This window comes from Pseudomonas sp. H3(2019) (genome assembly GCF_007713465.1).
Lineage (GTDB): Bacteria > Pseudomonadota > Gammaproteobacteria > Pseudomonadales > Pseudomonadaceae > Aquipseudomonas.
Genome location: NZ_VMSG01000024.1, coordinates 57,828 through 84,512, shown reverse-complemented (window position 1 = coordinate 84,512; position 26,685 = coordinate 57,828). Strand labels below are relative to the sequence as shown.

Annotated in this window: 22 protein-coding genes, 1 tRNA gene and 3 pseudogenes; 12 read left to right on the top strand and 14 right to left on the bottom strand. The window is 58.7% G+C overall.

Features of this window, described 5'->3' with window-relative positions; translation table 11 throughout:
* Nucleotides 1-176: 176 nt before the first annotated feature.
* The 3 genes from FPT12_RS21885 to FPT12_RS21875 form a co-directional block, all read right to left on the bottom strand.
* Nucleotides 177-1,343, bottom strand: coding sequence for a hypothetical protein (locus tag FPT12_RS21885; RefSeq protein ID WP_145019920.1), 1,167 nt, complete (start codon nt 1,341-1,343; stop codon nt 177-179).
* Nucleotides 1,344-1,455: 112 nt separating this feature from the next.
* Nucleotides 1,456-3,156: an acid phosphatase gene (locus FPT12_RS21880; protein WP_145019917.1), complete on the bottom strand. Its 1,701-nt coding sequence runs from the start codon at nt 3,154-3,156 to the stop codon at nt 1,456-1,458.
* Nucleotides 3,157-3,258: 102 nt separating this feature from the next.
* Complete coding sequence (locus FPT12_RS21875; protein WP_145019914.1) at nt 3,259-4,677, bottom strand: short-chain fatty acid transporter; 1,419 nt, start codon at nt 4,675-4,677, stop codon at nt 3,259-3,261.
* A gap of 199 nt (nt 4,678-4,876) precedes the next feature.
* Here FPT12_RS21875 and FPT12_RS21870 point away from each other — a divergent pair, with 199 nt between their 5' ends.
* On the top strand, nt 4,877-6,193 hold the full coding sequence (locus tag FPT12_RS21870) for an MFS transporter (protein WP_145019911.1): 1,317 nt from the start codon (nt 4,877-4,879) through the stop codon (nt 6,191-6,193).
* 6 nt (nt 6,194-6,199) lie between these two features.
* Here the strand turns inward: FPT12_RS21870 and FPT12_RS21865 are convergent, their stop codons facing one another.
* Complete coding sequence (locus FPT12_RS21865; RefSeq protein WP_145019908.1) at nt 6,200-6,715, bottom strand: RidA family protein; 516 nt, start codon at nt 6,713-6,715, stop codon at nt 6,200-6,202.
* A 165-nt stretch (nt 6,716-6,880) separates the two neighbouring features.
* Here FPT12_RS21865 and FPT12_RS28445 point away from each other — a divergent pair.
* Both FPT12_RS28445 and FPT12_RS28440 read left to right on the top strand, forming a co-directional pair.
* Nucleotides 6,881-7,705 (top strand): annotated as a pseudogene (locus tag FPT12_RS28445) (PAS domain-containing protein); the annotation flags it as partial.
* Nucleotides 7,706-7,813: 108 nt separating this feature from the next.
* On the top strand, nt 7,814-8,245 hold the full coding sequence (locus FPT12_RS28440; RefSeq protein ID WP_371922604.1) for a methyl-accepting chemotaxis protein: 432 nt from the start codon (nt 7,814-7,816) through the stop codon (nt 8,243-8,245).
* A gap of 21 nt (nt 8,246-8,266) precedes the next feature.
* Here the strand turns inward: FPT12_RS28440 and FPT12_RS21855 are convergent, their stop codons facing one another.
* Together FPT12_RS21855 and FPT12_RS21850 are read right to left on the bottom strand one after the other, a co-directional pair.
* Nucleotides 8,267-8,635: a cupin domain-containing protein gene (locus FPT12_RS21855; protein ID WP_145019902.1), complete on the bottom strand. Its 369-nt coding sequence runs from the start codon at nt 8,633-8,635 to the stop codon at nt 8,267-8,269.
* Nucleotides 8,636-8,712: 77 nt separating this feature from the next.
* Nucleotides 8,713-9,522: an AraC family transcriptional regulator gene (locus FPT12_RS21850; RefSeq protein ID WP_145019900.1), complete on the bottom strand. Its 810-nt coding sequence runs from the start codon at nt 9,520-9,522 to the stop codon at nt 8,713-8,715.
* Between the two features lie 173 nt (nt 9,523-9,695).
* Between FPT12_RS21850 and FPT12_RS21845 the strand changes: the two genes are divergently transcribed.
* Nucleotides 9,696-10,049: a gamma-glutamylcyclotransferase family protein gene (locus FPT12_RS21845; protein ID WP_145019897.1), complete on the top strand. Its 354-nt coding sequence runs from the start codon at nt 9,696-9,698 to the stop codon at nt 10,047-10,049.
* Nucleotides 10,050-10,166: 117 nt separating this feature from the next.
* On the opposite strand, the gene FPT12_RS21840 is transcribed toward FPT12_RS21845, so the two are convergent.
* Nucleotides 10,167-10,538 carry a type II toxin-antitoxin system HigA family antitoxin gene (locus FPT12_RS21840; protein ID WP_145019894.1) on the bottom strand — a complete coding sequence of 124 codons (372 nt, stop codon included), beginning with the start codon at nt 10,536-10,538 and terminating at the stop codon, nt 10,167-10,169.
* A gap of 3 nt (nt 10,539-10,541) precedes the next feature.
* Nucleotides 10,542-10,844, bottom strand: a complete 303-nt coding sequence (locus FPT12_RS21835) for a type II toxin-antitoxin system HigB family toxin (protein ID WP_145019891.1) — start codon at nt 10,842-10,844, stop codon at nt 10,542-10,544.
* A 298-nt stretch (nt 10,845-11,142) separates the two neighbouring features.
* Here FPT12_RS21835 and FPT12_RS21830 point away from each other — a divergent pair, with 298 nt between their 5' ends.
* Entirely contained in the window at nt 11,143-11,973 is an 831-nt protein-coding gene (locus tag FPT12_RS21830) for an alpha/beta hydrolase (RefSeq protein ID WP_145019888.1), read from the top strand.
* Nucleotides 11,974-12,022: 49 nt separating this feature from the next.
* Here the strand turns inward: FPT12_RS21830 and ggt are convergent, their stop codons facing one another.
* The gene (gene ggt, locus FPT12_RS21825) at nt 12,023-13,867 is read right to left on the bottom strand and encodes a gamma-glutamyltransferase (RefSeq protein WP_145019885.1); all 1,845 of its coding nucleotides are present in this window, start codon (nt 13,865-13,867) and stop codon (nt 12,023-12,025) included.
* Nucleotides 13,868-14,057: 190 nt separating this feature from the next.
* Between ggt and FPT12_RS21820 the strand changes: the two genes are divergently transcribed.
* Nucleotides 14,058-15,161: a DUF2817 domain-containing protein gene (locus FPT12_RS21820; protein ID WP_145019883.1), complete on the top strand. Its 1,104-nt coding sequence runs from the start codon at nt 14,058-14,060 to the stop codon at nt 15,159-15,161.
* Between the two features lie 123 nt (nt 15,162-15,284).
* On the opposite strand, the gene FPT12_RS21815 is transcribed toward FPT12_RS21820, so the two are convergent.
* The 3 genes and pseudogenes from FPT12_RS21815 to FPT12_RS28430 all read right to left on the bottom strand — a co-directional run.
* Nucleotides 15,285-15,361, bottom strand: a tRNA-Met gene (locus tag FPT12_RS21815).
* Nucleotides 15,362-15,471: 110 nt separating this feature from the next.
* Nucleotides 15,472-16,278 carry a methyl-accepting chemotaxis protein gene (locus tag FPT12_RS28435; RefSeq protein WP_371922603.1) on the bottom strand — a complete coding sequence of 269 codons (807 nt, stop codon included), beginning with the start codon at nt 16,276-16,278 and terminating at the stop codon, nt 15,472-15,474.
* A gap of 60 nt (nt 16,279-16,338) precedes the next feature.
* A pseudogene (locus FPT12_RS28430) lies at nt 16,339-16,689 on the bottom strand (HAMP domain-containing protein); the annotation flags it as partial.
* 1,178 nt (nt 16,690-17,867) lie between these two features.
* Here FPT12_RS28430 and FPT12_RS21805 point away from each other — a divergent pair.
* Together FPT12_RS21805 and panB are read left to right on the top strand one after the other, a co-directional pair.
* Nucleotides 17,868-19,085, top strand: a complete 1,218-nt coding sequence (locus FPT12_RS21805) for an MFS transporter (protein ID WP_145019876.1) — start codon at nt 17,868-17,870, stop codon at nt 19,083-19,085.
* A gap of 383 nt (nt 19,086-19,468) precedes the next feature.
* Nucleotides 19,469-20,284: a 3-methyl-2-oxobutanoate hydroxymethyltransferase gene (gene panB / locus FPT12_RS21800; protein WP_145019873.1), complete on the top strand. Its 816-nt coding sequence runs from the start codon at nt 19,469-19,471 to the stop codon at nt 20,282-20,284.
* A 6-nt stretch (nt 20,285-20,290) separates the two neighbouring features.
* On the opposite strand, the gene FPT12_RS21795 is transcribed toward panB, so the two are convergent.
* Nucleotides 20,291-21,685 carry a PLP-dependent aminotransferase family protein gene (locus tag FPT12_RS21795; protein ID WP_145019870.1) on the bottom strand — a complete coding sequence of 465 codons (1,395 nt, stop codon included), beginning with the start codon at nt 21,683-21,685 and terminating at the stop codon, nt 20,291-20,293.
* Nucleotides 21,686-22,778: 1,093 nt separating this feature from the next.
* Between FPT12_RS21795 and FPT12_RS21790 the strand changes: the two genes are divergently transcribed.
* From FPT12_RS21790 to FPT12_RS21775, 4 genes and pseudogenes are all read left to right on the top strand, one after another.
* The gene (locus FPT12_RS21790; RefSeq protein WP_018929562.1) at nt 22,779-23,066 is read left to right on the top strand and encodes a putative quinol monooxygenase; all 288 of its coding nucleotides are present in this window, start codon (nt 22,779-22,781) and stop codon (nt 23,064-23,066) included.
* A 204-nt stretch (nt 23,067-23,270) separates the two neighbouring features.
* Nucleotides 23,271-24,158: an AraC family transcriptional regulator gene (locus FPT12_RS21785; RefSeq protein WP_145019867.1), complete on the top strand. Its 888-nt coding sequence runs from the start codon at nt 23,271-23,273 to the stop codon at nt 24,156-24,158.
* Nucleotides 24,159-24,650: 492 nt separating this feature from the next.
* Nucleotides 24,651-24,883 (top strand): annotated as a pseudogene (locus tag FPT12_RS21780) (LysE family translocator); the annotation flags it as partial.
* An 88-nt stretch (nt 24,884-24,971) separates the two neighbouring features.
* Nucleotides 24,972-25,595 carry a glutathione S-transferase family protein gene (locus tag FPT12_RS21775; RefSeq protein ID WP_145019864.1) on the top strand — a complete coding sequence of 208 codons (624 nt, stop codon included), beginning with the start codon at nt 24,972-24,974 and terminating at the stop codon, nt 25,593-25,595.
* Nucleotides 25,596-25,610: 15 nt separating this feature from the next.
* Here the strand turns inward: FPT12_RS21775 and FPT12_RS21770 are convergent, their stop codons facing one another.
* Nucleotides 25,611-26,618, bottom strand: coding sequence for an aldo/keto reductase (locus FPT12_RS21770; protein WP_145019861.1), 1,008 nt, complete (start codon nt 26,616-26,618; stop codon nt 25,611-25,613).
* Nucleotides 26,619-26,685: the final 67 nt, after the last annotated feature.

Here is a 26,685-nt window from a genome sequence, read left to right as displayed (position 1 = left end):
CCTTGTTTATTGGGCGCTGCGACCACCGGAGGCTGGCGATCCTGCCAGCCCTGCAGCACATGGGTACGCTTAAAGAGTCTCGCAAATGAAACAGAGGGTCTACTGTCAGATCTGACAGGCGATAGAGGCTGCCAACTGCGTCAGCGAATGCTTACGCAGTTGGCATGCCCGCAGGATTACAGGTGCGATGCAGCCAGCGCGGGTGCAGGTACCTTCAACTGGTCCAGTTGGGGTTTGATGTCCGGGGCCGAACACTTGGTTGCGGCTTGCTCGGGCGTCAGATTGCGGATCGAGGTATAGAACAGCTCGCAGGTTTTCTCTTTCTGGGCCACTTGCCAGGTTTGCGTGCAGGTGTTGAGTTGTGCGCTCGGGTCACTGCCGGGTTTGCTGCCCATACCCGCTTGCCAGCAAGCCGCACTCAAGTCCTGCCCCATCACCTTCAAACCCACGGCATCGGCCTTGGCCTGATCATCGTCATAATTCGCCGGGTCGGCCGCATACCAGATGTAGCTGGGGTGGTTAGAGCCCAGCACCGGTACCTTCACGCCCGGAGTTGGGGTGATTTGTGCCAGCCCCAACACGGCCACGGTCTGCCCATACTGCTCCTTGACCCAGTTACGCACCGGTGCACCGAACGCGACCATTGGCAAAGTCACGCCGCTGGTGGTCTGGCTGAATTGCTTGACCAGGGTGGTCTGGTAGTCCTTGAAGTAGCCGTAGACGCCTTCAAGGTCCTTGCCGGCGGTGGATGGGGCGGCAATCGGCGCGATATCAATAATGGTCTGGTAGGCCGGTGTTTGTTCGGCAGCGATGCCGTTGGCGGTCAGCAGCGTGGCCCAGCGGTCGGTGGTCTTCGATTCCAGATAATCCTGGGCCTGGGTCAGCGAATAGTCCGGTGGGAAGTGCAGCAGCTCGACGCTTTTGCGGTTTTCCAGCGCCATGCCCAAGGGCAGGAACAGGTACCAGTTGTACGCCCATTTGCTGTCGGCATTCAGTTTGTTGGCGCCGGCGTGGGCCAGATCCCCGGCATCGAGCAATGCAGTCAACGGTTTTGCGTAGTCCTTTGGCACGCCGCTGATGTTAGCGTAAAGCTGATCGTTGTCGGTTTTCACGCTGACTTTTGCGGTGCTGTAGCCATCCCGCTGAACGCTTTGGGTCAGGTAGTGCTCGACTGTTTGTTCCAGCGTCCAGTCGCGATAGCAAATCACGTTGCAGTTGTTGGGGTAGGCGAACAGCTGCGTTACCCGTTCGGTACTGCCCAGTTTCAGGTCGGTATCGGCGTGGGCGGTAGCACCCAAGGTAAGGGCGGCCAGGGTGAGGCTCAATCCTGCGAGTTTGAACATGCTCAGATCCTTTTCAGCGTGGGTCCTCGGAAGCGAGGGCGGTTACATACTGAAACCACTTGCGTCGATAGGTCTAGTACCCACGCGAAAAGATCGCAAGACTGAAAATCAATCAGCCGGGAAAATGCAACGCATTGCTCAAATCTCCCATCGGTTTCTGACCCCGGGCAATCATTGCAGTATCACGCTGCTTGATCCCGTCGAGCGTCTCAAGCTGGAACACCCGGGTGATCAACCGCAGGATCGACGCGGTGTCGTACACCGTGTGATCCACCGTGCCTTTACGGGCGAATGGCGACACTACCAGCGCCGGCACCCGTGTACCGGGGCCCCAGCGATCGCCTTGCGGCGGCGCGACGTGGTCCCACCAGCCGCCGTTTTCGTCGACCGTGACCACCACCACCATGTTTTTCCACTGCGGGCTTTCGCGCAGTACTTTCAGCGCACGGACGATATGCCGGTCACCGGACGCCACGTCGGCGTAACCGGCGTGCATGTTCAGGTTGCCCTGAGGTTTGTAGAAACTCACCGCCGGCAATTTTCCGGCTTCGGCATCGGCAAAAAACCGGTTGGTGCTTGACTCGTCACCCAAGCCGCCATCGCGCAGGTGTTTGCTGCGTTCGGCCGGGTTTTCCGGGCCCAGCTGCCTGAAGTAGTTGAACGGCTGATGGTGATACTGGAAGTTGGGGATCTTCGGAATGCCCCCCGAATCCTTGAATTGCTCCAGCGTTGCCTGCCAGGCGCCGGCGTACCAGGCCCAGTCGATGTTCTTCTTCGACAGCTTGTCGCCGATGTGTTCGTGGGTTTGCGGTACCAGCACGCTGGGTAGATCGGCTTTGGCGTATTCCGGGCGTTCCGGGTCGCGGATCCAGGTCGGCCAATAAGGCGGGGCCATGGTGTTGACCGCATAACCATCCGGGGTCAGGGCGCTGGGGCCGAACTGCGGTGGGCCGGACATGGCGCTGGCCGGGGATTTCTCCAGCGGCTTGAGACGCGTGTCGAGCGGGTCATCGCTTTGCAGCGAGGCGATTTGCGCCTTGGCCACGGAATTGGCAGCGTCCGGATAAAACGGCACGGTAGCGCTGATCAGGTATTGATGGTTGAGAAACGAGCCACCGAAAGCACCCTGGAAGAAGTTGTCGCACAGCACAAACTCCCGGGCTACGTCCCATAGACGCAGGGAATAACGGCTTTGGGCGTAATGCCCCATGGTCAAGCCGCCCGAGTCGGCCCAGGCGACAAAACGGTCGTTCTTGCCGCCGTTGATCTGCATCTGGTTCTGATAGAACACATGCCACAGATCCCGCGTCACCAGGCCAAGCGGCAAGTCTTCGCCATTCGGACCCTTGAGGGCGTAGGGGGCGTTGGGCAGGTGTTGCTGAAATTGGGTTTCGCTCGGATACGTCACGCCATCGAGGGTTTGCGGGCCGATCTGCAACACGCCACCCCAGGCCGGCGGCAAGGTTTCCAGCAGGCTGCCATCCCGGTCGCGCTGTTGATAGTCCTCAGGCTTGAGCGCTGACAACGGTTTTTCAAGGCCCGGGAAGTCACCGAACAGGTTATTGAAACTGCGGTTCTCGGCGTAGATCACTACCACGTTCTTCACCTGATCGCGCAACGCCTTGTCCAGTTCGGCAGGCGACAGCGGCCGCTCTTCCGGCTTGCCCGGCGTGTCGCCAGTGTTGCCGCACGCACTCAGTGTTGCGCCGACACCGAGGACGGCAACGCCCCCCAGAAAGCGCCGACGGCTGGTGTCGGTGGGGCTGTCGTCTGCTGGAGGAGGTGCATCGTTGCCGGTTTTGTCGTCGTTCATCCAGAATCCTGCTTTGCGGAAAAATGTTGCCGTATATTTCGGCTGGACGCTAGCAGCGAGATATGACGGCGAGGTGACAAACGGGTTTCAAAGCTCTTTTGACTACGGCATCACTGGCGCCATATAGGTCAGCGTCGTCCCCAGCGCCCACAGCAGAAACAACACCAGCGGCGTGTGCACCAACAACTGCACGAACGAAAACCCGATCAGGTCCCGCGCCTTCAAGCCGAGCACGCCTAGCAGCGGCAGCATGTAGAACGGGTTGATCAGGTTGGGCAGGGCTTCGGCGGCGTTGTAGATCTGTACGGCCCAGCCCAGGTGGTATTTAAGGTCATTGGCGACTTGCATCACGTACGGCGCTTCGATAATCCATTTACCGCCGCCGGACGGAATGAAGAATCCCAGGATCGCCGAGTACACGCCCATCAGCAGGGCGTAGGTGTCGTGGGAGGCGATGCTGACGAAGAAGGTCGAGATGTGGTGCGCCAGAGTCTGGCCGTCGGTACCTTTGACTACGGTCATCAGCGCGGCGATCGAGCCGTACAGCGGGAACTGGATCATCACGCCCGTGGTGGTCGGCACGGCGCGGGCCACCGCATCAAGGAAGCTGCGTGGGCGCCAGTGCAGCAATGCGCCAAGCATCAGGAACAGGAAGTTGTAGGTGTTCAGGCCCGAGATCGCGCTGATCGCAGGTTTGGTCGCAAACTCGTGAAACAACCATCCGGCCGCCAGCAGTACCAGCAAAATGGTCAATATCGGACTGTACTCCAGCCATTCACCAGGGCGAGTGCGTGGCTGTGGTGCCGGTAGGCTGAAGCTTGGGTCGATGCCGCAGGCCTTGGCGTCACGGGCGGAGTTCGGGCCGGGGGCGGTGGCATAGGCGATGATCAACGAGACCACGATCAGCGCCAGCAAGAGCACACCGGACTGCCAGAGGAAAATCGTTTGGGTGAATGGAATCATCCCGGTGATCGACAGGATCGACGGCGGCAAACTGGCCGGGTTGGCCTGCAATTGCGCTGCCGACGAAGACAGTCCCAGTGCCCAGACAGCGCCGAGCCCCAGGTAAGCGGCGGCACCGGCGGCACGGTAATCCATGCGCAGATCGGTACGGCGCGCCAGCGCACGCACCAGCAAACCGCCAAATACCAGCGACAGCCCCCAGTTGAGCAATGACGCGACCATGGAAATCAGGGCGACCCAGGCCACGGCCGAGCGACCGTTTTTCGGGATGCGCGCCAGGCGGTCGATCAGTTTCACCGCTGGTGGCGAGCTGGCGACCACATAGCCGCCGATCACCACGAAGGCCATTTGCATGGTGAACGGGATCAGGCTCCAGAAACCATCACCGAAGGCCATCGCGGCATCGGTGGGTTTGGCGCCCATGATCATGGTAGCAACGGCAACGATAATGACCGCGAGCGCGGCAAACACCCAGGAGTCGGGAAACCAGCGTTCTGCAAAGTTCGAGCAGTGCAGGGCAAAGCGGGCGGAGCGGCTATCTTCGATTGCAGCGGCCACGGGAGTACCTCGATTTTTATGTTTATTGTGGTGCCAACCGGGCCGCGCAGGCCCTGCGGTCAGACATAAACAGTAAATCAATCAAGAGGGTTTTGCGGTGCTCTTTTGCTGATGTGTGACTATGGTCTAACGGGTTGTTCGAACGCATTTTTGCGTAGACCATGGGCGCCGTGTTTTTTGCCCATTTCAGAGCATTTTTATGACTGCCATCCTTGATGCACGACCGGCACCGTTCTCCCGGTCTGACTACAAGACCCTGGGCCTGGCGGCGCTCGGCGGGGCGTTGGAAATCTACGACTTCATCATTTTTGTATTTTTCGCCCTGACCCTCAGCCAACTGTTCTTTCCTCCGGAAATGCCCGAGTGGCTGCGTTTGCTGCAAAGTTTCGGGATTTTTGTCACCGGCTACCTGGCGCGGCCGCTGGGCGGGATTCTGATGGCGCACTTTGCTGATCGGCTGGGGCGCAAGCGGGTCTTCAGTTTGAGCATCCTGATGATGGCGCTGCCGTGCCTGTTGATCGGGATCATGCCGACCTACGCCCAGATCGGCTATTTCGCACCGTTGCTGTTATTGCTGCTGCGGGTATTGCAAGGCGCGGCGGTGGGCGGTGAAGTGCCAAGCGCCTGGGTGTTCGTGGCCGAGCACGCACCGGCCGGCCACCGGGGGTATGCCTTGGGCTTTCTGCAGGCCGGATTGACCTTTGGTTACTTGATCGGCGCATTGACCGCGACCTTGCTGGCGCAGGTCTACACACCGACAGAGATCCTCGATTACGCCTGGCGTTATCCATTTCTGTTAGGTGGAGTGTTCGGGGTGATTGGCGTCTGGTTGCGTCGTTGGCTGAATGAAACCCCGGTGTTCATGGCCATGCAGGCGAGTCGCGAACGGCATGTCGAGTTGCCGCTGCGCACAGTGTTGCGTGAGCATCGGCTGGCAATGCTGCCGGCGGTGATTCTCACCTGCGTGCTGACCTCGGCGGTGGTGACCTTCGTTGTCATCACCCCGACCATGATGCAAAAAACTTTTGGCATGAGTGCCAGCCATACCTTCGCCCTGAGCAGTCTGGGCATCGTCTTTCTGAACATTGGTTGCGTGATCGCCGGGTTGATCGTCGACCGTATCGGCGCCTGGCGTACGGTGATGCTCTATAGCTTGCTGCTGCCGTTGGGGATTGGTGTGCTCTATACCAGCCTGATTGGCGGTGCACACTGGATTGGCCTGGCCTATGCCATTGCCGGACTGGGTTGCGGGGTAGTCGGCGCGGTGCCGTCGGTGATGGTCAACCTGTTTCCGGCACGGATTCGCGTCTCGGGAATTTCCTTCACCTACAACATTGCCTATGCCATTTGGGCCAGTATCACGCCGTTGCTGCTGATTGGCCTGATGCCGTGGAGCCCATGGATCTGTGTGATGTTCTGCGCGGTGATGGGGGCGGTCGGGATTGGCGCAGCGCTGTACTTCGGCTCACGCTTGCCGCGGGTCGATCATGCGGCTGGCGTGACCTGCAATCCCTGAGGCACTTCAATCGTAGGGTTCATCTTCCTCAAGCGGTGCTGGTTCAGGCTCAAGCGCGACGATCATGTCGACTTCGACCGAGGCGTTTTTCGGCAACTGGTACACGCCCACCGAGGTCCGTGTGTGAACACCGGCTTCGGCAAAAATCCGGTAAAGCACCTCCGACGCACCGTCGGCGACTTCACTTTGTTGCGTGAAGTCGGCGGTACTTTGCACGTAGACGTTAATGCGCAAGATCTTCTTGATACGTTCGAGGTCGCCGAGCAACTGCATGAGGATCGCCAATGCGCGCATCGTGCAGATCTGCGCGGCATACCGGCCTTGATCCAACGACACTTCGGCACCGATCCGGCCCACCACCATTACCGTATTTTCAATGCGTGGAATCTGTCCGCTGACGTACACCTCATCACCGTTTTGCACCGCAGGCACGTAGTTGCCGCCAATGCGCATTTCACCGTCGAAGCGTTGTCCCAATTGCTGTGCCATGTCTTCAAATAACGCTTTGCGTGACTGATCCATGCCTCGATTCTCCTATGGGTGGTGATTGTGCACGGCCGACTATAGCGCGCTGAATCGTCCTTCAAAACGCCGTTTTTGAGGCGTTGCGGCGTGCATGCTGGCCAGGTGCCAAGTATTTTTGTAGGACAACCCGGCAAGGCTCTTCAGAAAACCCGGGTAAGGCCGATGGTAAGTCTGAAGGACGCTCTCAACCCTGCCCATCGGTGCATCGCAATGTTCAATAAACGCTTGAAGCAGGAGCTGTCGGCTCTTCGCGAGGAACTCTCCAGCCTTCAACAAGTGAAGGAAAGCCTGGAAAGCGAGATGCTCGTGCTCACCCTGGCCCCTGATGGGCGGGTGCAATCGATTAACCAGAATTTCGCCCAGGAAATGCTCTACAAGGGCAATGACCTGATTGGTCGGAACATTGAAGAGATCGTTCCGGCTCATGTCAAAACCGATGAGTTTCACCAGCGCTTCAAGAATGCCCTGACCCGTGGCGAGCACTTCGCGGGCGCTGTGCGCTTGCTCAGAGGCAATGGCGAGGAAGCGTGGTTGCGCTCTATTGCCCAGCCGATTTGTAGCTCGGATGGCCGGATAAGACACTTTTCGATTTACTCCAGTGACCTGACCCGCACCATCGAGGCGTCACGTGAACACGAGAACCTGATTGGGGCGTTGGTTCGTTCGACAGCCGTCATCGAGTTCGACCTCAACGGTAATGTGCTGACGGCTAACGAGCGGTTCTTGAACGGTATGGGTTACAGCCTGGCGCAGATCAAAGGCAAACATCACCGTACGTTCTGTGAACCCGAGGAGTACAACAGCTCCACGTATCAGGACTTCTGGCGACGTTTGAGTGCTGGCGAGTTCGTGGCCGACCGCTTCAAGCGTGTCGACAGCCATGGCCGAGTGGTCTGGCTCGAAGCGTCCTACAACCCCGTGCACGACGCCAATGAAAAGCTCTACAAAGTGGTCAAGTTCGCCACCGTGATCACTGATCAGGTCAATCAGGAACAAGCGGTTGCCGAAGCCGCAAACATCGCTTACAGCACCTCATTGCAGACCGACAACTGTGCACAGCGCGGCACCGCGGTGGTGACTCAGGCGGTGGACGTGATGCGTGAGCTGGCCAGGCACATGCAGCAGGCGGGTGAAGGCATTGAGGCGCTGAATGAACAGTCGCTGGTGATCGGCACCATCGTCAAAACCATCAGCGGCATTGCCGAACAGACCAACCTGCTGGCGCTCAACGCCGCCATTGAAGCGGCCCGTGCCGGTGAGCAGGGCCGAGGTTTTGCAGTGGTGGCGGACGAGGTCCGGCAACTGGCTTCGCGCACCAGCAAAGCCACCGAGGAAATTGTCGGAGTAGTGCGGCAGAACCAGGACATGGCACGTGATGCCGTGGTGCTGATGACGGATGGCAAGCTCCAGGCCGAACAAGGTTTGGCGCTGGCCGCCGAGGCGGGCACGGTGATCGTCGAGATTCAGGATGGTGCGCAGAAGGTGGTCAACGCGGTCGGGCAGTTCGCCAATCAGCTGTCGACTTAAGCGCGGCTCGAGTGAACCTCGTCAGATCCAAAGATCATTCAGCGCCGTACGCTCCCCACCTTCGCTCCCGGTATTGAGCACGCCCTTGGGTTCGATCAGCAGCAGTCTGACTTCCTGTTCGGCAAACGGCTTGTGCTCGACGCCCTTGGGCACCACGTACATTTCGCCTTGGGACACCAGCACCTGACCATCGCGAAAATCGATGCGCAGTTGGCCTTCGAGGACGATAAACGTCTCGTCAGTGTCCTGATGATCGTGCCAGATGAAATCTCCCAGCAGCTTCACCACCTTGAACTGGTAGTCGTTCATTTCGGCGATGACCCGCGGCGACCAGTGTTCGTTGATCTGCGCCAGCTTGTTGGCAAAATTCAGGCTTTGATACGGCTGCATGGTACGGCTCCCGTTGGTGATTGTGAGCCCACGGTAGCGCTGCGGCGTAGCGCACTTCTTGCACGATTGTGCGTGGCTTAGCGGCGGTGCATTTTCATCCAGCGGGCGGGTGACAGGCCGAAGGTTTTGCCAAACTGCCGGGTCATGTGGCTTTGATCGCTGAAGCCTGCGATCAGCGCGGCGTTGGTTAGCGACTCACCCTGCATCAGCAATGAGCGCACCAGGTCCAGGCGGCGCATGGTCAGGTAACGATAGGGGCTGGTGCCGAACAGCAGGCGAAAATCCCGCGACAGACTCCAGCGATCGCGACCGCTGTGTTCGGCGAGTTGATCCAGGGTCACCGTTTGGTCGAGAGCGTTGTGCATGAATTCGCGAGCGCGTTCTGCCGCCAGGTAATCAAAGCTCTGGCGATGCGCGGATACACCCGATACGGCACTCATGGCCTGCGCCAGATCAAACAGCGCATCCTGCTGCTCCAGCGGGTCGAGAGGGCGATCGATACTCTGCAACAGGACCTCGGTCGCCGCGAACAAGCGTGGATCCGTCGAAATACCGGTCTTGATGAAGGGCAACGGCTGGCCTCCGAGCATTTGCTGGATCAGTGCCGGCTCGACGTAAAGCATCCGGTATTTGAAGCCGTCCTCGGTACCGGCCTCGCCATCGTGGACTTCGTCGGGATGCAACACCATGGTCCCGCCCGGCAAGCTATGTCGCCAGCCGCCACGGTACTGAAAGCTTTGCACACCCGACAGCGTGCGGCCTATGGCATAGGTGTCGTGACGATGAAGGTCGTAACCATGACCGGAGAAAAATGCCTCGATACGCTCCAGCCCGCCCGAATCGGGGGCTCGCTGGAACCAGTCGGTGAGGATTTTCTGCTTGCCCATGGTGAGCCTTCATGTCCGGCTGTTCGGTGGCGAACACGGTAGCTCAGGTGCGGGTTGGCTGTCAGCCGGATATCCGGTTGATTGATTCATTTGCATTTTACTCAGGAACTGAGTCTTTAACCGGTTCCGCTTGCCGTGTTAAGAAACACTACTTTTAGAGATGAGGTTCGCTGATGACCGATTCAAGCAATACGCAGGTTTACCTGTTTTCCTACGGAACCCTGCAGGACAAGGCCGTGCAGCTCGCCAATTTCGGTCGCGAACTGTCCGGCAGCGTCGACCAGATGCTCGGTTACGAGCAGTCCTGGGTCGAAATTACCGCCCCCGAAGTGTTGGCGACCAGTGGGAAGACTCACCATCCGATCCTGCGTCCCGGCAGTGCTGACAGTGCGCCGATCCCCGGTACGGTGTTCCGGATCACGCCAGCGGAGTTGGCGGCTGCTGACAGCTATGAAGTCTCGGATTACAAGCGGGTCAGCGTGGTGCTGGCGTCCGGGATCGAGGCATGGGTCTATGTGAGTGCCTGAGTTGGCAAGAGTGGGCGTTGCTTCAATCTTCCGTTGTATTGCCACGACAGTGGTAACGCAGAGGCGGGGCAGGCTCGTCTCCGCCCCTTCGTCCGGTGTTCGACAGCCATTCGCGGTTCAAATGCTTCTGACCGGTTTGATCAGGCTCTCTGCCGGAATCCCGAACAGCTCATGGAGTTTCCAGATCATGGGTAGTGTCAACGCCCGTTTGCCGTTGAGTACTTCATACACTCTGTTTGTCCGGCCAATGGCTGGTGCCAGGTCAGCAGCAGATAAGCCCGATTGTTCCATGCGAAACTTGATCGCATCTATCGGGTTGGGAAGGTCAACCGGGAACTGCTTCGCTTCGTAGGCCTGAATGAGGGTAATCATGATGTCGAAGTAGTCACCTTCAGACGTGCCCGGTTCTGGTTCGTTATCGAATAGTGCAGATACTTCCTTGAGGGCTGCACGGTAGTCCTGTTCGGTATGAATCGGACGAATATTCATGGGTTACTCCATTTCAACGGTATCGGCATCGATAGCGTCGTATTGCTGGTGAGTGCCGACAAACTTTATGTATACGGCCCCGAAGCGATAGGCCACGGCGACGACAAGCCGATAGGCGTTACCCTTGATGTTAAACACCACCCTACGGCTCTTGAGGATACTGGCGCTGCCAAAATTGGCCTTGATATCCGCAGGGCTTGCCCAGTTAGCGTCCTTTGTTTCGTCAATCCAGGCCAGGAATGACTGCTCTGAGTCAGGGTGTTTCTGCCAGAATCCTTTCATGTGACTGATAGCGATAATTCTCATGGCACGATCCTAGTCCCGTGCTGGGACTGCTGCAAGTTGCTGTAGATGAATAGCGATGTACGGGCGGATCGAGTTTGCTGTCCATGTCACTCAATGCCCCGGTACTCAAGCGTAGCGACCGCTGTTCGAACCCTTGGATAGATCAGGCGCAAATATCATTGCTGGATGTGGCCGTTCACATACCTGCACTTCGCTATCGGGTAACGGCACGAATTGACCGTCATTTACGACTACAATCGCGCACTTGGTGGCAGCAGGCGTGGGTGTCTGTCCTGGCCGAACGTGTCGGAGGGAGCAGATGAAGCGCAAACCAGGTGTCTTGACGATTGCGTTGTTGCTCGGCGCCTTGCTGAGTGGTTGCCAGTCGCCCAGGCAGTCTCTGGAAGCGCTGGCCTCAGAGCATGGTCAGCATGTGGAAATAATCGTTACTCAAGCTTTTCCGCTGATGCTGAGTACTCCGTTGAAGCGTCCCGATACCCGCCGGATTCGTCTTTACCTGGAAGGTGACGGCCACGCCTGGGCGACGGCTTCCCAGCCGAGCCTCGACCCCAGCCCGCGGCAGTTGCTGATCGCCGGGATGGCGTTCAGTGATCCGACACCGAGTCTTTACCTCGCGCGTCCTTGTCAGTTCGTCAGTGCGCCAGGGTGCGTGCCGGCACTGTGGACCGCGCGGCGTTTTTCTCCCGAAGTGCTGGACAGTCTCGATCAGGCGTTGAACCAGATCAAAAGCCGCTACGGCAACCAGGACTTTGAGCTGATCGGTTATTCCGGCGGTGCTGCGTTGGCCTTGCTGTTGGCGGCTCGCCGCGACGATATTGCTCAGGTGCAAACCCTGGCCGGTAATCTCAGCCCCAGGTTGTGGGCCGAGCGATTGAGCCTCAGTCCGCTCACCGGCTCGCTGGAACCCTTGGATAACCGAGCGCGCCTGGCTCATGTTCGGCAACGGCATCTGGTCGGGGCTGATGATTCCATCGTGCCGCCGGCCCTGGTCGACAGTTATCGTCGGGCGCTAGGGCAGGCTGATTGCCTGGAAGTGGTGGTCTTGCCAGGTGTGTCCCATGCCGAGGGGCTGGACAAGGTATGGGGCGATTGGCGGGATCGACCGATCCAGTGTGCTGGCGCCAGATAATAAAAAAGGACTTGCCGCGCGGTAAGCCCTTGGTCATTTCCAGAGTCGATCAATCCCCCAGCGCTTCACCTTCACGCCGTGGATCGGCGCCACCGGCCCAGGATGCTTTGCCCTGCGCGTCGCGTACGCGAACGATGGCCTGGGTGCCGCTGGTCATGTCGATTTGATTGACCGTATGCCCTTTGTCCTTGAGGGCCTGAATCAGCGCAGGGCTGAACTGGCCTTGTTCCAGTTCGGTCGGGCCGTTGCGGCTGCCGAAGTTGGGCAGGCTGATGGCGGCTTGCGGGTCGAGGTTCCAGTCGAGCATTCCGACTACCGACTTGGCGACGTACTCGATGATTTGCGAGCCGCCGGGCGAGCCGACCGTCGCGACCAGTTCACCGCTCTGACGATCAAAGATCAGCGTCGGTGCCATGGATGAGCGCGGGCGCTTGCCGGGCTCGACACGGTTGGCCACGGGTTGACCGTTTTCTTCGGGGATGAACGAGAAGTCGGTCATCTGATTGTTGAGCATGAACCCCTGTACCATCAGGTGCGAGCCGAAGGCGGCTTCAACGGTGGTGGTCATCGACACGGCGCCGCCCTGATCGTCGACGGCCACCACTTGCGAGGTGGAGATTCGCAGGGGGGAGCGGTCAGGGGCATAGGCCACCTGAATGCCCGGTGGCGTGCCGGGTTTGGCGCTGCCCATGCTGCGATCGCTGATCAACATTGCGCGGCTGGCCAGGTAGGCGGGGGAGACCAGACCTGCGACCGGGACCGGCACGAAGTCCGAGTCGGCGACATACTGCGCGCGGTCGGCGTACGCCAGGCGCTCGGCTTCGGCGATCAGGTGCACGGCTTCAGGCGCGGGTTCGAGACCCGCCGGTTTGTTGCTCTTGAGTGGTTTCAGTCGCGCCAGAGTGAAGCGACTGTCGTAGCTTTCGAGTACCTGCAAGGTGCCGAGGATCTGCGCCACGGCGATCCCGCCCGACGATGGCGGCGGCATGCCGCACACTTGCCAGCGCTTGTAGTCGGTGCACAGCGGGGCACGCTCTTTGGCGCTGTAGCCGTTGAGGTCGTTCAACGACAGGCTGCCGGGGTTGGCATTGCCTTGAACCTTGGCGACGATCTCCTGAGCAATCGGACCTTGATACAGCGCATTCGGACCTTCTGCCGCAACGCGTTTGAGGACCTTGGCCAGTGCCGGGTTTTTCAGCAGCGTGCCAACGGCTTTCGGGCTGCCATCGGCATTCAGGAAGTACGCAGCCATGTCGGGGGAGCGCGGCAGGAACGGATCGGAGGCGATCATCGTGTGCAGGCGCGGCGAGATCGCAAAGCCCTTTTCCGCCAGGGCAATGGCCGGCTCGAACAGCTTCGCCCATGGCAAGCGACCGTGCTTCTTATGGGCCAGCTCCAATGCACGCAGCACCCCCGGCGTGGCGACCGAACGACCACCAATCTGCGCCTCGGGGAAGGGCATGGGTTTACCGTCGGCTTGCAGGAAGAGTTTTTCAGTCGCGCCAGCGGGGGCGGTTTCACGGCCGTCGTAGGTGCGCACGGCCTTGCCGTCCCAGAGCACGATCAACGCGCCGCCACCGATCCCCGAGGATTGCGGTTCAACCAGTGTCAGCACCGCTTGCATGGCGATGGCGGCGTCGATTGCCGAACCGCCCTGACGCAGCATCTCCCGTCCTGCTGCGGCTGCCAGTGGGTTGGCCGCTGCCGCCATGTGTCTGGCAGCGTATTGGGTGTGCAGGTCGGTGCGATACCCCGAGGCGATTTCCGGGGCCACCGGCAAGGCGCTGACGGACGGCGAAGCGGGCGGGGCGTTGCAGGCAGCAAGGGTCAGCGCGGTGACTAGCAGCGACAGAACAGTCAGGCGGTAGCGACTCAAATGGAAGATTGGGAACACGTGGGGCACTCCGTCCGTGGGATAAAGGATCAACGGACTGTATCTGCGCCTTGAGCCAGCTGCAACGCTGGTCTTGTGCGTATTGGTCGACGGATGGGCACCTTTTCTCTTCTTCGACGCTGGGTTTTTCTGTAGGGTCGGAGGCGCTAGATCTTCGCTAAAAACACATCAATAACAACAAGAGGCCGACATGCAGACCGAGTTCCCAACGCAGCCAAGTTACCGTTCGCAGCGCGAACAATTCCTGGCGGCAGCGACCGCAGCCGGCGCGACGTTGACCGAATACCCACATCCACTCAAAGGGCCGTTTGGCGAGTCCTTGAGCACGGACGTGGCGGTGCTCGGCGCCCCCGGTGCAAAGCGTCTGCTGGTGATGCTGAGCGGCACCCACGGGGTTGAGGGCTTCTACGGTTCGGAGTGCCAGATCAACTGGCTGAACGAGTTCGGCAAGCGCCCACTGCCCGATGACGTCGCGGTGGTGATGATCCACTTGATCAATCCCTGGGGCACGGCGTGGCTGCGTCGCGTCAACGAAGACAACATCGACCTGAACCGCAATCACCTGAACTTTGATCGGCCATTGCCCGACAATCAGGCCTATGCAGCGCTTCACCCGATTTATGCCTTCAACCAGTTACACGGCCCGGAGCGTGAACGCGCCGATGCCTTGCTCGCCGCGCAGTTAAGCGAGCATGGCTGGCCGGCAGTGATGTCGATTGTCGAGGGCGGCCAGCACAGTCATCCCGACGGTCTGTTTTACGGTGGGCTGGCGCCGAGCTGGTCGAGCCGGACCTTGCATCAGATTATTGCGGCGCATCTCTCCCAGGCCGAAGTGGCCATGTGTTTCGACCTGCACTCCGGTGCGGGAGAGTACGGCCATCCGATGCTGCTGACCGTTACACAAGCGGCTTACCCGGCACTGGAACAGGCGCAGGCCATTTACGGTCCGTGGCTCTACACCATTCAAACCGGTGCGCAGACCCACAGCGAAACCGGGATTGCCGCATCGGCCACTGGCTACACCTCGCAGGCACTGCTCGATGCGTTGCCGCAAGTGCGCCTGATGCCGTTTGTCATCGAGTGCGGCACCTACCCGGGAGAGGCGGTGCATGCTCATCTGCGTGACGATCACTGGCTGCACCTGCACGGCAATCCGGGCGATGCAGTGGGGCGGGCGATCAAACTGAAGCTTGTTGAGCAGTTCTATCCCGCCGACAGTGACTGGCAGGAAATGGTCTGGGTTCGCACCCGGCAGATATGGGAAAAGGCGTTGTCGGCGTTGCCCACGCTATAGTCGAACGCCTCGGCGCTTGATGAACGCTGCGGCTCACAGTGCGAGGTGAGCCGTCGGTGGGCCGGGTACTTTTCTTCAGGCATAAAAAAACGGCTTACCTTTCGGTAAGCCGTTTTTAGTACTTGGTGGCTACACAGGGACTTGAACCCCGGACCCCAGCATTATGAATGCTATGCTCTAACCAACTGAGCTATGTAGCCAAGTGGCGCGCATTATTGGCTCGTAACGATGAAGTGTCAAGCGTAAATCTAAAATATTTCTCTACGCTTTCAACCGCTTATCGACCCGCCCCATAAAAACGGACGGGTTTTCAGCTTAAACCCAGCTGAAACCGCCCGGTATTCTCGCTCAAAGCCTTGCTGCCCGAACTCAAGGTGTCCGCTGCGAGGTTCACCGCCCGTGCGCCTTCAAGCAGGCGCACGGCGGCCTGATCGACTTGCTGGATGTTGCCGCTGACCTCATCGGCGGTGCTGGCTTGCTCTTCCACCGCCGTCGCGATCTGCGCCAGGGTATCGGTGACGCTTTGCACCGCGCTGGCGATTTCCCCCAGCCGTTCGCCAAGACCGGTAACCGCTTGTGCGTCGGTTTGGGCCTGGCCGCAGGCGGCTTCCATCAGGCTCACGGCTTCGTTGACGGTGCTGCGCAGGCTGTCGACGGTGCCGGCGATCTGCGCGGTGGAGGATTGGGTGCGCTGCGACAGGCTGCGCACTTCATCGGCGACTACCGCAAAGCCCCGGCCTTGTTCGCCGGCGCGGGCGGCTTCAATGGCGGCATTGAGTGCCAGCAGGTTGGTCTGCTCGGCCACGCCGCGAATAGTGTCCACCACCAGTTGAATCTGCTGCCCTTGTTCGCTGACCCGGCCAAGGGCGGCGGCAGTGTCGTTCAGGCGCTGATTGAGCTGCTGAATGCTCGCGGTGGTGCGCTGGCTGTCACGGCTGCTCTCGGCGGCAATGCGCTGGGTCTGCTGAGCGCTGCCTGAGGCGTGTTCGCAACTCTGGGCAACCCCTTGCGAGGTTGCGGCCAGTTGCGTGGCCGCAGTGGCGATCTGGCTGATTTGCAACTGCTGGGCTTCGACTTCACCGAGGGCGCTACTGGCGTGAGTATTGAGGGCTCGCACCGCGTTGCCCAGTTGCAGGGTTTCGTGATCGACCCCCAGCAGGCTGGTGCGCAGTTGCACCACCGCAACGTTGAGTGCGGTGCTGATCGCTGCCAGCTCATCGCGACCGTGCACCGGCACTTGCAGGCTCAGGTTGCCATCGCGCAGGGCTTCGGCGAGCAATGTGATGCCGCTGGCGCTGCGGCGGATTGAGGCTTGCAGGCAGATGAACAAATACAGCGCGGCCAGCAGCAGGCAACCGAGGACGCTCGCCACCAGAATGAACTGGCGAATGGCCGAGCCGTGGTAGTAATCCAGACGCTGATCCAGTGACACCAGCGATTGCTGGCGCAATGAGGCGAGGTCAGAGAGGAGGGCGTCGAGGTTGCGTTCGAAGTCTTCCGGTTTGAGCGTGATGCTGGCGCCGAACATGCCGTCATCCAGCCCTTTCAAACCGGCGTCCAGATGCTTGAGGCTGTCGTGGTACTGCCCGGCCCAGGCCTGCAACGCACTCGGCAGTCGTGCTTCGAGCAGGCTGCCAGTCTTGATCAATTGCTCACGAGCGTCGCCAATGCGGCCGCGCAGGTCGCGCAGTTGCAGGCGGCTTTGCAGTGAGAACTGTCCGGACACCACCGACGCCTGACCGATGCTGGCGAGGCGTCCGACCCGCTCGATCAGGTCGGGGGCGTGCTGGGTCGATATCTGCGTCAGCAGGTAGGTTTCCAGCCACGGTGCCAGGGTCAGGCGGTTGTCCATGGCGATCTGTTCGCGCAGTGCTTGCAGTGCACTGAGGGCCGCAGTGAAGCGTTCGTAGCCGTCCGGCCACCACCCGACGCTGCTCAGGCTTTTCGAGTCCAGGCCCTTGAGCGCTGTTTGCAGGGTTTGATAGCGACTGAGGGTGTCGGCTTCGGCGCCTTCGGTTGTCAGTGCATGACCCAGATCGTTGACGGCTTGATTCAGTGCAGGCTGCACCGCATCGAACGCGGCCATCGCGGCGACGGTGGCCGGTGTGGGCTGGCGATTGGTTTCGGTGGCGCGCCAGCGGGCGGCGCGGTCACGTTGAGCGGCGAGGAGATTGTCCAGCGCATCGAGGGCTATCAACTGACGCACGCCGGCACGCTCGCCGGCGATCAGGCTGAGCTTGTCGCGGTAATCCTGGCCAATCACCCACAGGCTGCCCGCCAGCGGCAGGATAAACAGCAGAAACAACAACTGAAACTTGCGGGCGAAACCGAAACGCCCAAGCAGTCCAATCCCCGGTGCCAGAAAAGCCTGCATGCCCGACTACTCCTCTGGGCACCACGCACCAATGGCGTGCGGTCGCGGCATTGTGGCCGCAGCCTGTGCCCTCATAAAAGGCCTCGAAAGTTCACTCCTGCGGGTCATGTGGGACCGGCACTGTGGTGAAACTTCCCATTTTCGATCCCCTTTGTAAGGGGCCGCGTTGAAGCGGATAAACAAGGCAAGATTCAGACCATGGCACGGCGCTATTACGTGGCGATCGACAATCCGGAGGTCGTTAGCAGGCTAAGGGGATGGCATTGCTGCACTGAAAAATGGCACATTGGCGCACCCGCAAGTACGCCCCCATCCGCTGTATGGAAACGCTCATGGCTACCCGTAACGCTCAAACGGCCGCATCGCCGGCACTCGCGACTTCGCAAAGCAGCCCGTTGGTCATGCGAATCATCGGCGCGGTGGCGCTGGCGCATTTGATCAACGACCTGATTCAGTCGGTGCTGCCGTCGATCTACCCGATGCTCAAGGCCAATTACGGGCTGACCTTCACCCAGGTTGGCCTGATTACCCTGACCTTTCAGCTCACGGCGTCGCTGTTGCAGCCATGGGTCGGTTACTACACCGATCGCCATCCCAAGCCGTATCTGCTGCCGGCAGGAGCGATCTGCACCCTGGTCGGCATTTTGATGATGTCCCAGGTCGGCAGTTTTCCGTTGATTCTATTGGCCGCAGGATTGATCGGAGTCGGCTCCTCGACCTTTCACCCGGAAGCTTCTCGCGTGGCACGGTTGGCCTCGGGTGGGCGTTTCGGGTTGGCGCAATCGACCTTCCAGGTCGGTGGCAACGCCGGCTCCGCATTGGGGCCGTTGCTGGCGGCGGCGATCATCATTCCGTTCGGTCAGGGCAATGTCGCCTGGTTCGGATTGTTCGCCGTGTTTGCGTTGGTAGTGCTCTATGGCATCAGCCGCTGGTACGCCAATCACTTGAGCCTGTTCAAGCTCAAGCAAGGCCAGGCGGCGACTCATGGGCTGTCGAAGGGCAGGGTGGTGAGCGCGTTGGTGGTGTTGGGGCTGTTGGTGTTTTCCAAGTATTTCTACATGGCCAGCTTCACCAGTTATTTCACCTTCTACCTTATCGAGAAGTTCGACCTGTCGGTGGCCAGTTCGCAGCTGCACCTGTTCCTGTTTCTTGGGGCCGTCGCGGCGGGGACCTTCTTTGGCGGGCCGATTGGCGACAAGATCGGCCGTAAGGCAGTGATCTGGTTCTCGATCCTCGGCGTTGCGCCGTTCACCTTGCTCCTGCCTCACGTTGATCTGTTCTGGACCAGCATCTTGAGCGTGGTGATCGGCTTCATCCTGGCCTCGGCATTCTCGGCCATCGTGGTCTACGCGCAGGAACTGGTGCCGGGCAATGTCGGCATGATCGCCGGGGTGTTCTTCGGCCTGATGTTCGGTTTCGGCGGGATTGGTGCGGCGCTGCTGGGGCATCTGGCGGACATTCACAGCATTGAATACGTGTACAGGCTGTGTTCGTTTTTGCCGCTGTTCGGGGTGCTGGCGATCTTTTTGCCAAGGACCCGAAAAGCCTGAGCAGAACCTTTATGAGGCAAAGGCGCTGACGATCCCGTCGGCGCTTTTTTTTTGCGTTCAGATTCGCCACGTCACCGGGAAAAGCGACGGGATCGTGGATAAATAGGGGGCGTTATCAAGGGACTCTAAACAGGTATTCATCAAAACTCGCGACTGAAACAGCATTCGAAACCAGTCCCTTAAATAGGTCGCGCCGTTTGAATAATGCGACCAGGTCTATAGCTGGCAATGGTCCATCTGGTTGCCGGGAGGGACAACCAGGCAATGCACCTGGGTTGCTTTTTAGCGCAAATCTGTACATTGAGTTTTCTTGCATTTAACCAATAATCGGGCACCTCCCACGCCCATCCCGCGGAGTTTTCAATCACCACAGGAAGACACTTATGAGCATTCATACCCGTACTAAACGATTGACGGTTCCACAATTGGTTGCGATGAAGGGCCAACAGAAAATCGTATCCCTGACGGCGTACTCCAGCTCTATTGCCAAGCTGATCGACCCTATCGTCGATTTCATTCTGGTCGGTGACTCCACTGCAATGGTCGGCTATGGCCGGGCTTCGACATTGAGCATGCAGCTCGAAGAAATCATCGGCCACACCCGGGCCGTGGTCGACAGCACACGCCTGTCCTGTGTCATCGCCGACATGCCTTTTGGCAGCTATCAGGAATCCAACGAACAGGCCTTTCGCAATTGTGCCCAGGTCCTGGCGCGCACCGGTTGCGATGCTGTCAAGCTGGAAGCCAACAAGGCCCTGTCGGGTACCGTCGAATTCCTGGTGGCACGTGGTATTCCGGTCATGGCTCACGTTGGGCTGATGCCGCAGTTCGTCAATGTCATGGGTGGTTTCAAGGCCCAGGGTCTGTCCGCCGAAACCGCTGCGGTGATTGCCGAGGATGCCCGGGCCAACCTTGAGGCCGGAGCTTTCAGCCTGCTGCTCGAAGGTGTGGCCGAAGGTGTGGCCCGGCAGATCACCCTGGATTCGAAAATGCCCACCATTGGCATCGGAGCCTCACCGGCTTGCGACGGCCAGGTGCTGGTGACCGAAGACGTGCTGGGCCTGGGCAGTGAGCAAGTGCCGCGCTTCGTCAAACAGTACGCCGATGTCGGCGCGGTGATTCGCGACGCTTGCGAGCGTTTTGCCGAAGAGGTGCGTCATGGCCGCTTTCCTGAAGCGCGGCATTGCTATGGGCTCTAGGTATGGCTAGTGCTCTTCGCCGATAGCTTGGGCCAGTTTCTTCAGGGCCAGGGGAATATCCTTGCTCCAGTCGAGGGTGTAGCTCAGGCGCAAGTGATGCCGCCAGGCCCCCTGCTGGCTGAAGATTTCCCCGGGGGCGATGACGATGCGCTGGGCCAGCAAGCGCTCGAACACCCGCCGCATGTCCGCTGAGTGTGTGGCCTCGAGCCAGAAGGTCGCGCCGCCTTGGGGGGCGACCACCCGCAACTGGCCATCGGCGTGTTCCTCCAGCAGGGCCTTCATGCGTTTCATACGGTCCAGCAACATGGCTCGCAGCACCATCAGATGCTGATCGATGCGCTTGGAACTGAAGAGTTTGGCGATCGCTTTTTGACGGATCGGCGACAGGCGAAATGCCCGTTCCAGAAATAGCCGATGCAACTGCGGCCCGTGCCGACGACACAGGACATAACCGTAGGGTGCTTCCGAGCCGATGATCTTGTCGAAGGTCGAGAACACCAGCAGTTTTTCCGGATCGGCAAAATCGCGATAGCGGGCGGGCTTGGGGGAAAAACAGAACTCACCATAGCTGTCGTTTTCGAACAGCCAGACATCCCGCTCCGCCAGCCAGCGACAGATCTGCTGTTTATCCTGCGCTGGCATCAGGTTGCCTTGGGGAATGTTCACGGTTGACGACAGCACCGCCAGCCGGACGGGCTCACGCCTGAGCAGCTCACTGAGCGCGGGCAGGTTGAAACGTCCATCCTCGCCGAGGGGCACTTCGATCACGCGGATCTTCGCCGCCTGCAACTGGCGCAGGATTGCCCACGAGCAAGGTGATTCCACCAGCGCCACAGTGCCACTCAGATTCAGCGCACTGAGGGACAACTCCAGCACACTGCGCAGGTCCGAGCCGATATACACATGCTCGGCCTGCCAGTAGCGGTGAGTGGAACTGGTGTAGCGATCGGCCAGAGCGCCGCGCAACTCGGGCTCGCCGAACGGCTGATAGAGCGGCGCATGGGAGCGTGGGTACTGCCGGGCCAGTTCGCGCTCCATCATCAGCAGCGGGTTTTCCAGCGACAACAGTATTGCTGGCGCGTCGCTGCTAAGGGCCAGTATCCCCGGCTGGCGTGCGTTGGAGAACACGTTGTCGAGCAAGTTGGGCGAGTCTTCACTCAATAATGGTACCTGCATCGCCTTGGTGAAATAACCGAACTTGGGTTTGGCATAGATCCGCCCCTCGTCCTCGAGAAGCGAATAGGCGTACTTGGTCGTCGACACCGACACGTTCAGGCGCTGGGCCAGTTGCCGCAAGGATGGCAATTTCTGCTCAGGTTCCGAGTGGGCGGTCTCGATCAACTCGACGAGATAGCGGTACACCGCCTGATAGACGAAGGAAGTGTCTTTGTTTGTATCCATGCTCACTGACTGTCATCCCTGTGTGCCCACCTCATGACAACGCTGCCGACCTGGCGTGGCGTGCCTGAGGCGTGTTGTTTCAACAGTCTGCCACGCTGAGGGGGCGATCCCAAAAAGCAAAATCCCCGTATCATCGAGTGATTACGGGGATTTTGAGTCTATCGAGATCCGAGTAAACCCACGGTCGCTGTTAGACGTTAAACCGGACGTCGAAGCTGCAGGGGCCGTGACTGAAGGGATGTTTGCGCTGGAATCAGAAATATAGTCACCCCCGTATACACTTTAATGTTGGCTACTCTTTTTTCAGGTCTTGATGCGCGGTTGGTCCCGCTTCCTGTAGATAAGTCATCCAGAGAGTGAATCACGGATTTTCTCGTGCTGAAAATAAAAAAGTAAGAATTCGTGAACTGAGAATACACACTGCATGCACACCGATAAGCGGAGAGGTAGTCATGCAGATCATCTGCCGGAAAGCCGTGACTACTTCAGGCCTCCCCAAGGTCAACGGATTCCGGCACCAAGGGTCATTCTGGCGTCGGCGCCAACACCCCGACTCCCAAATCATTAAAACTCCATTGCGTCGGTGGAAGTATTCTGCTCGCCCGTGTTACCCAGGATAGGCCGTTTTTGAACCACGCCTGACTCTCCGTTCCCGCAGGCGGCGCATGCCATCGGCCGTCGCGCAAGAAAAACGCAAGAGTGACTGGAATCGTGCATTTTTAATAATTTTTAATCATTTTCATTTTTTAACCATATATATAGTAGTTGCTTCCATAGCGAATTCTTTGCGCCATATCGAATCGACACCAAAAATTAATTTACATAATGATCTCTAACGAAAGTGGGTTTTGGGCTAGCGCTGCGCGTCATGTGAAAGGAAAAGATTTATTGATGCAGTCCAGGTCAAACAATGGATCAAGAACTTAGTGGTTCCGCGGGTCGGCCTGGCCATGTTAGATACGGGAACGGAACAGCAAATGAAAGCCTGAACATTCTTTTCGTATTCTGCGCATTTTGTTTGCGCCGCCTCGTCAATCTACGCTTCCGGCAATCGACGATGTTTTTTGTAGTCAAATCCAACTGGAGAAGTAATATGTCTGTCAATCTCGTCATCAGCTTTAATGTAAAAGAAGAAAAGCTGCAGTCGTTCAAGGACATCATGAACGACGTGAAGATCAATCTGCCGAAGGTGGACGGTTGCCAAACGGTCAAGATCCTCAACCACCTGGAAGATCCACTCGCGTTCACGCTGGTGGAAGCCTGGGATTCGCGTGAAATGCACGGCACCCACGTCGACCAGATGATCTCGAGCGGTCAGTGGAGCGTCATCGTCGAGCATCTGAGCAGTGCGCCGGTCAGCGGCTACTTCAGCGAAGTTTGATGCCGTAACGTCAGCGGCCGGGCGCGTGCGGCGGACCGCGCCGTCTCGGCCATACACGCGCTACTTGCTGTTACGTATTTTCTGCTGTTTTTCTGGATATCCTCTTCCGTCCCGAACGTCCTACACGCTTGGGCAGCAGCGCGTCGCGCTGCTGGATACCGTCCTGTCCAAATGGGGCGGCCAATTTGTTGAGAAGCCATAGCAATGACACTCGAAGTAGTACCGGCGGCGCTTTATTCGATGCGCAACGTAAAGCCTATCCTCGCTGACGGTAGCTCGTCCATCCTCCATAAAACGCTTGAAACGAACCTGGAAAACAAGGCGATCTATATCGCCACGCCGTTGATCGTCTACATCAAGCAGGGCAAGCAGATTATTCGCGACTATGACGCCATGGCCAATGTCGTCGGCGAGAATCATTTGATTTTCCTCTCCAAAGGCGTTTATACGGTATCGGACTACGTCACTGGCAGCGATATCTTCGAGGCGGTGCTGCTGTTTTTCGACGATAAGCTGATCGCCAAATACCTGTCGCGCGCGGCCGGCACAGGCAATTCGCACACGGACGGCCTGCAGAAAAACGTGCACGGCACTTATACCCTGCACGCCAATGAACAGATTCAGCGCTATATCGATTCGCTGAATTATGTCTACAAGGGCGCGGAGGGCTCCGACGCGCTGCTGGAATTGAAACTGCTCGAACTACTGCACCTGATCGCCATCCAGGACAAGTCCTTCCGTTTCCTGCGCGAGCTGTCCTGCGGCGGCAGCCGCAAACGCCGCCTCATCACCGACTTCATGGAGCAGTACTATTCGCACAAGCTGAAGATTGAAGACTATGCCCTGCTGACGGGACGCAGCGTGTCGACCTTTATCCGCGACTTCAGGCGCAGCTACAACACCACCCCGAACCGCTGGATCATCGAAAAAAAAATCGACATCGCGCACCAGCTGTTGACGGCTAAAAATTATTCCGTCACCGAGGCGGCTGCGGAGGTGGGATATGAAAATACCTCCCACTTCATCAAGGTCTACAAGCAACGGTACGGTGTCACGCCGAAGAAAGCCAAGACCTTCGCGGCAGAACTGTAGCGCGACAGGGTGTTGTTGGGCGTGGTTGAAGGCGCCGACTAAATTTTGACCCGGGTGGCCGATTCTGGCTGACCCAGGCTGAACCCAACCCCAGAAAAAGATTTCGGCCTTAACATTTTTAGCCGTTTCAGCAATAGAAATGGGACGCCTTTTTTGCGCGCTGCTACGTAAAATCCGAGTCCGGAAGTCTCTGCCAAAAGTAAAGATTTCAATCCCGGACGCGTACTTTTTTGATGCGCAAACCATGGCCGACGTTTTCAACAGAATCGGTCGATTTCGACCTGTCACAACAGGCGGCTCCCGACCGAAAGCCCTCATCCATAATGCACGCGGCTGACTGCGTCAGAGTGTTTGGATGCGCTATTGGGGCAAGCCATTGCTCACGTTGAAGTCAAACGTATTCCCTGGGAGCGGATACCCAGTGCTGCGACCGCTGTATGACGTTTTGTCAGTCAATCTGTATCTAACGTTCCCCCCTTTGACCGCCCTACTATCACAGCCTTGGTCTTGGCGGTTCCCTATGCGTATGACGCGCTGCGACTCGGCGGCGCACGCTATCTGCTCTACCTTGCCTGGCAAGCGGTCAAGCCCAGCACGCCGACCACCGCAGCATGCTGGCGCAATCCATCGTGCTTGGCTTTACGCAGATCGTCATTAGCGTGAGCGTCAACGCGCTGATTGCCGTCATGGCTGGCTCCATCGCAACATTTCTCGCCAGCAGGCCCGTGTGCATCGCGCCAGACGCACTAGAAAAAGATCCGAGCGGGTTATCGAAAGCCCCTGACCAACCACCCTGAACGATAAGGACATGAAATGTTGCGCATATTGGGTAAGGCATCGTCGATCAATGTACGAAAGGTACTTTGGGCATGCGCCGAGATCGAAATCCCCTTTGAGCGGGAGGACTGGGGTTCTGGCTTCAAGTCGACGCGCGCGCCCAAATTCATTTCGCTGAACCCCAACGCAATGGTGCCGGTGATCCTGGACGACGACTTCGTGCTCTGGGAGTCAAACTCGATCATTCGGTATTTGGCGTCTCGCTATAACGGAGGTCATTTTTACCCGGTCCAACCGAGAGCAAGAGCGCGGGTGGACCAATGGATAGACTGGCAAGCGTCGGACCTCAACAAATCGTGGACGTATGCCTTCATGTCGTTGGTCAGGCATTCGCCTGAACATCAGGACAGCAGAGCCTTGGCAGCCGCTTGCCGCCTGTGGTCAAGGCACATGGAGATCCTGAATCGACAACTCGAATCAACAGGAGCCTACGTCTGTGAAGACGGGTTTTCTCTCGCAGACATACCGATAGGCCTGTCGGTTAACCGGTGGTTTGAAACACCGCTCGATCGTCCAGACTTTCCTGCTGTAAGTGCCTATTACGAACGGTTGAGTCGTCGACCTGGCTACCTCCTGCATGGAAGAAACGGGACTCCGTAATAGTTCAGCATGGTGTCAGGCGGCGCCAGGGACATTTGTTCCCATGCCCGACGGCAGAAACGGCCGAATTTCGTCGATTTCCGCCGTGTCAAGGCGCAACTCCGAGGCTGCAATCAGCCCGTCTACTTGTGCGGGACGGCGGGCACCGACAATAGCGCCCGTCACTACAGGTTTGCGAAGTACCCAAGCGATGGCAACCGCAGCAGCGCTCACCCCGTGCCTTTCTCCGATGCGTGCCATAACATCAACCAATGCAAGGTTCGCACTCAAACGGGGCTCCTGGAAGTCAGCACTTCGGGCCTTACGCCAATCGTCTTCGGGCAGTTGCAAGATGCGTTCGCGTGTCATGCTGCCGGAAAGTAGCCCCGATTGAAGCGTGGAATAGGCAAGGACACCCATCCCGGCCCGCTCACAGAATGGCAGGACGTCCTTCTCGATGTCTCGCATCAAGGCGGAGTACGGCGGCTGGAGCGAAACGATCTCTGTCACCGCCTGTGCCCGCTTGAGTTGAGCGACATCGAAATTCGATACACCGATAGCGCGAATTTTTCCTTGATCGCGCGCGGCAGCCAAAGCCGAAAGCGCCATTTCAATGCCTTCACTGCTTGCGTCGGCAGGAAAAGCAGGCCAGTGGATCTGATAAAGGTCGATAGTCTCGACTTGAAGCCGGCGCAAGCTTGCGTCGATCTCGGCGAGCAAGGATTGGGGGGCCAGTGAGTGCGAAATCTCCTTCGTGACCGGGTCCCAGACCAAGCTGCCTTTGGTGAACACCAAAGGACGCCGCGAGACCGGCACCCGACGCAGCAATTGCCCCACTAATTGCTCCGCATGGCCCAAGCCATAAACCGCAGCGGTATCAATCCAGTTCACGCCGCGTTCGACGGCATACTCAAGTGCGCCCAGGCTGTCCTTGTCATCCTGCGCTCCCCAACTGTACTCCCAACCGGTGCCGGCGATTGCCCATGTCCCCAGACCAATAGGCGAAATCAGAAAATCCGATGAACCAAGACGATTCCGTTGCATAGCGACCTCTCCACAAATGATGTGAGAAGTATCCGAGAGAGATCTCATGACGATAAGATAAGTAATC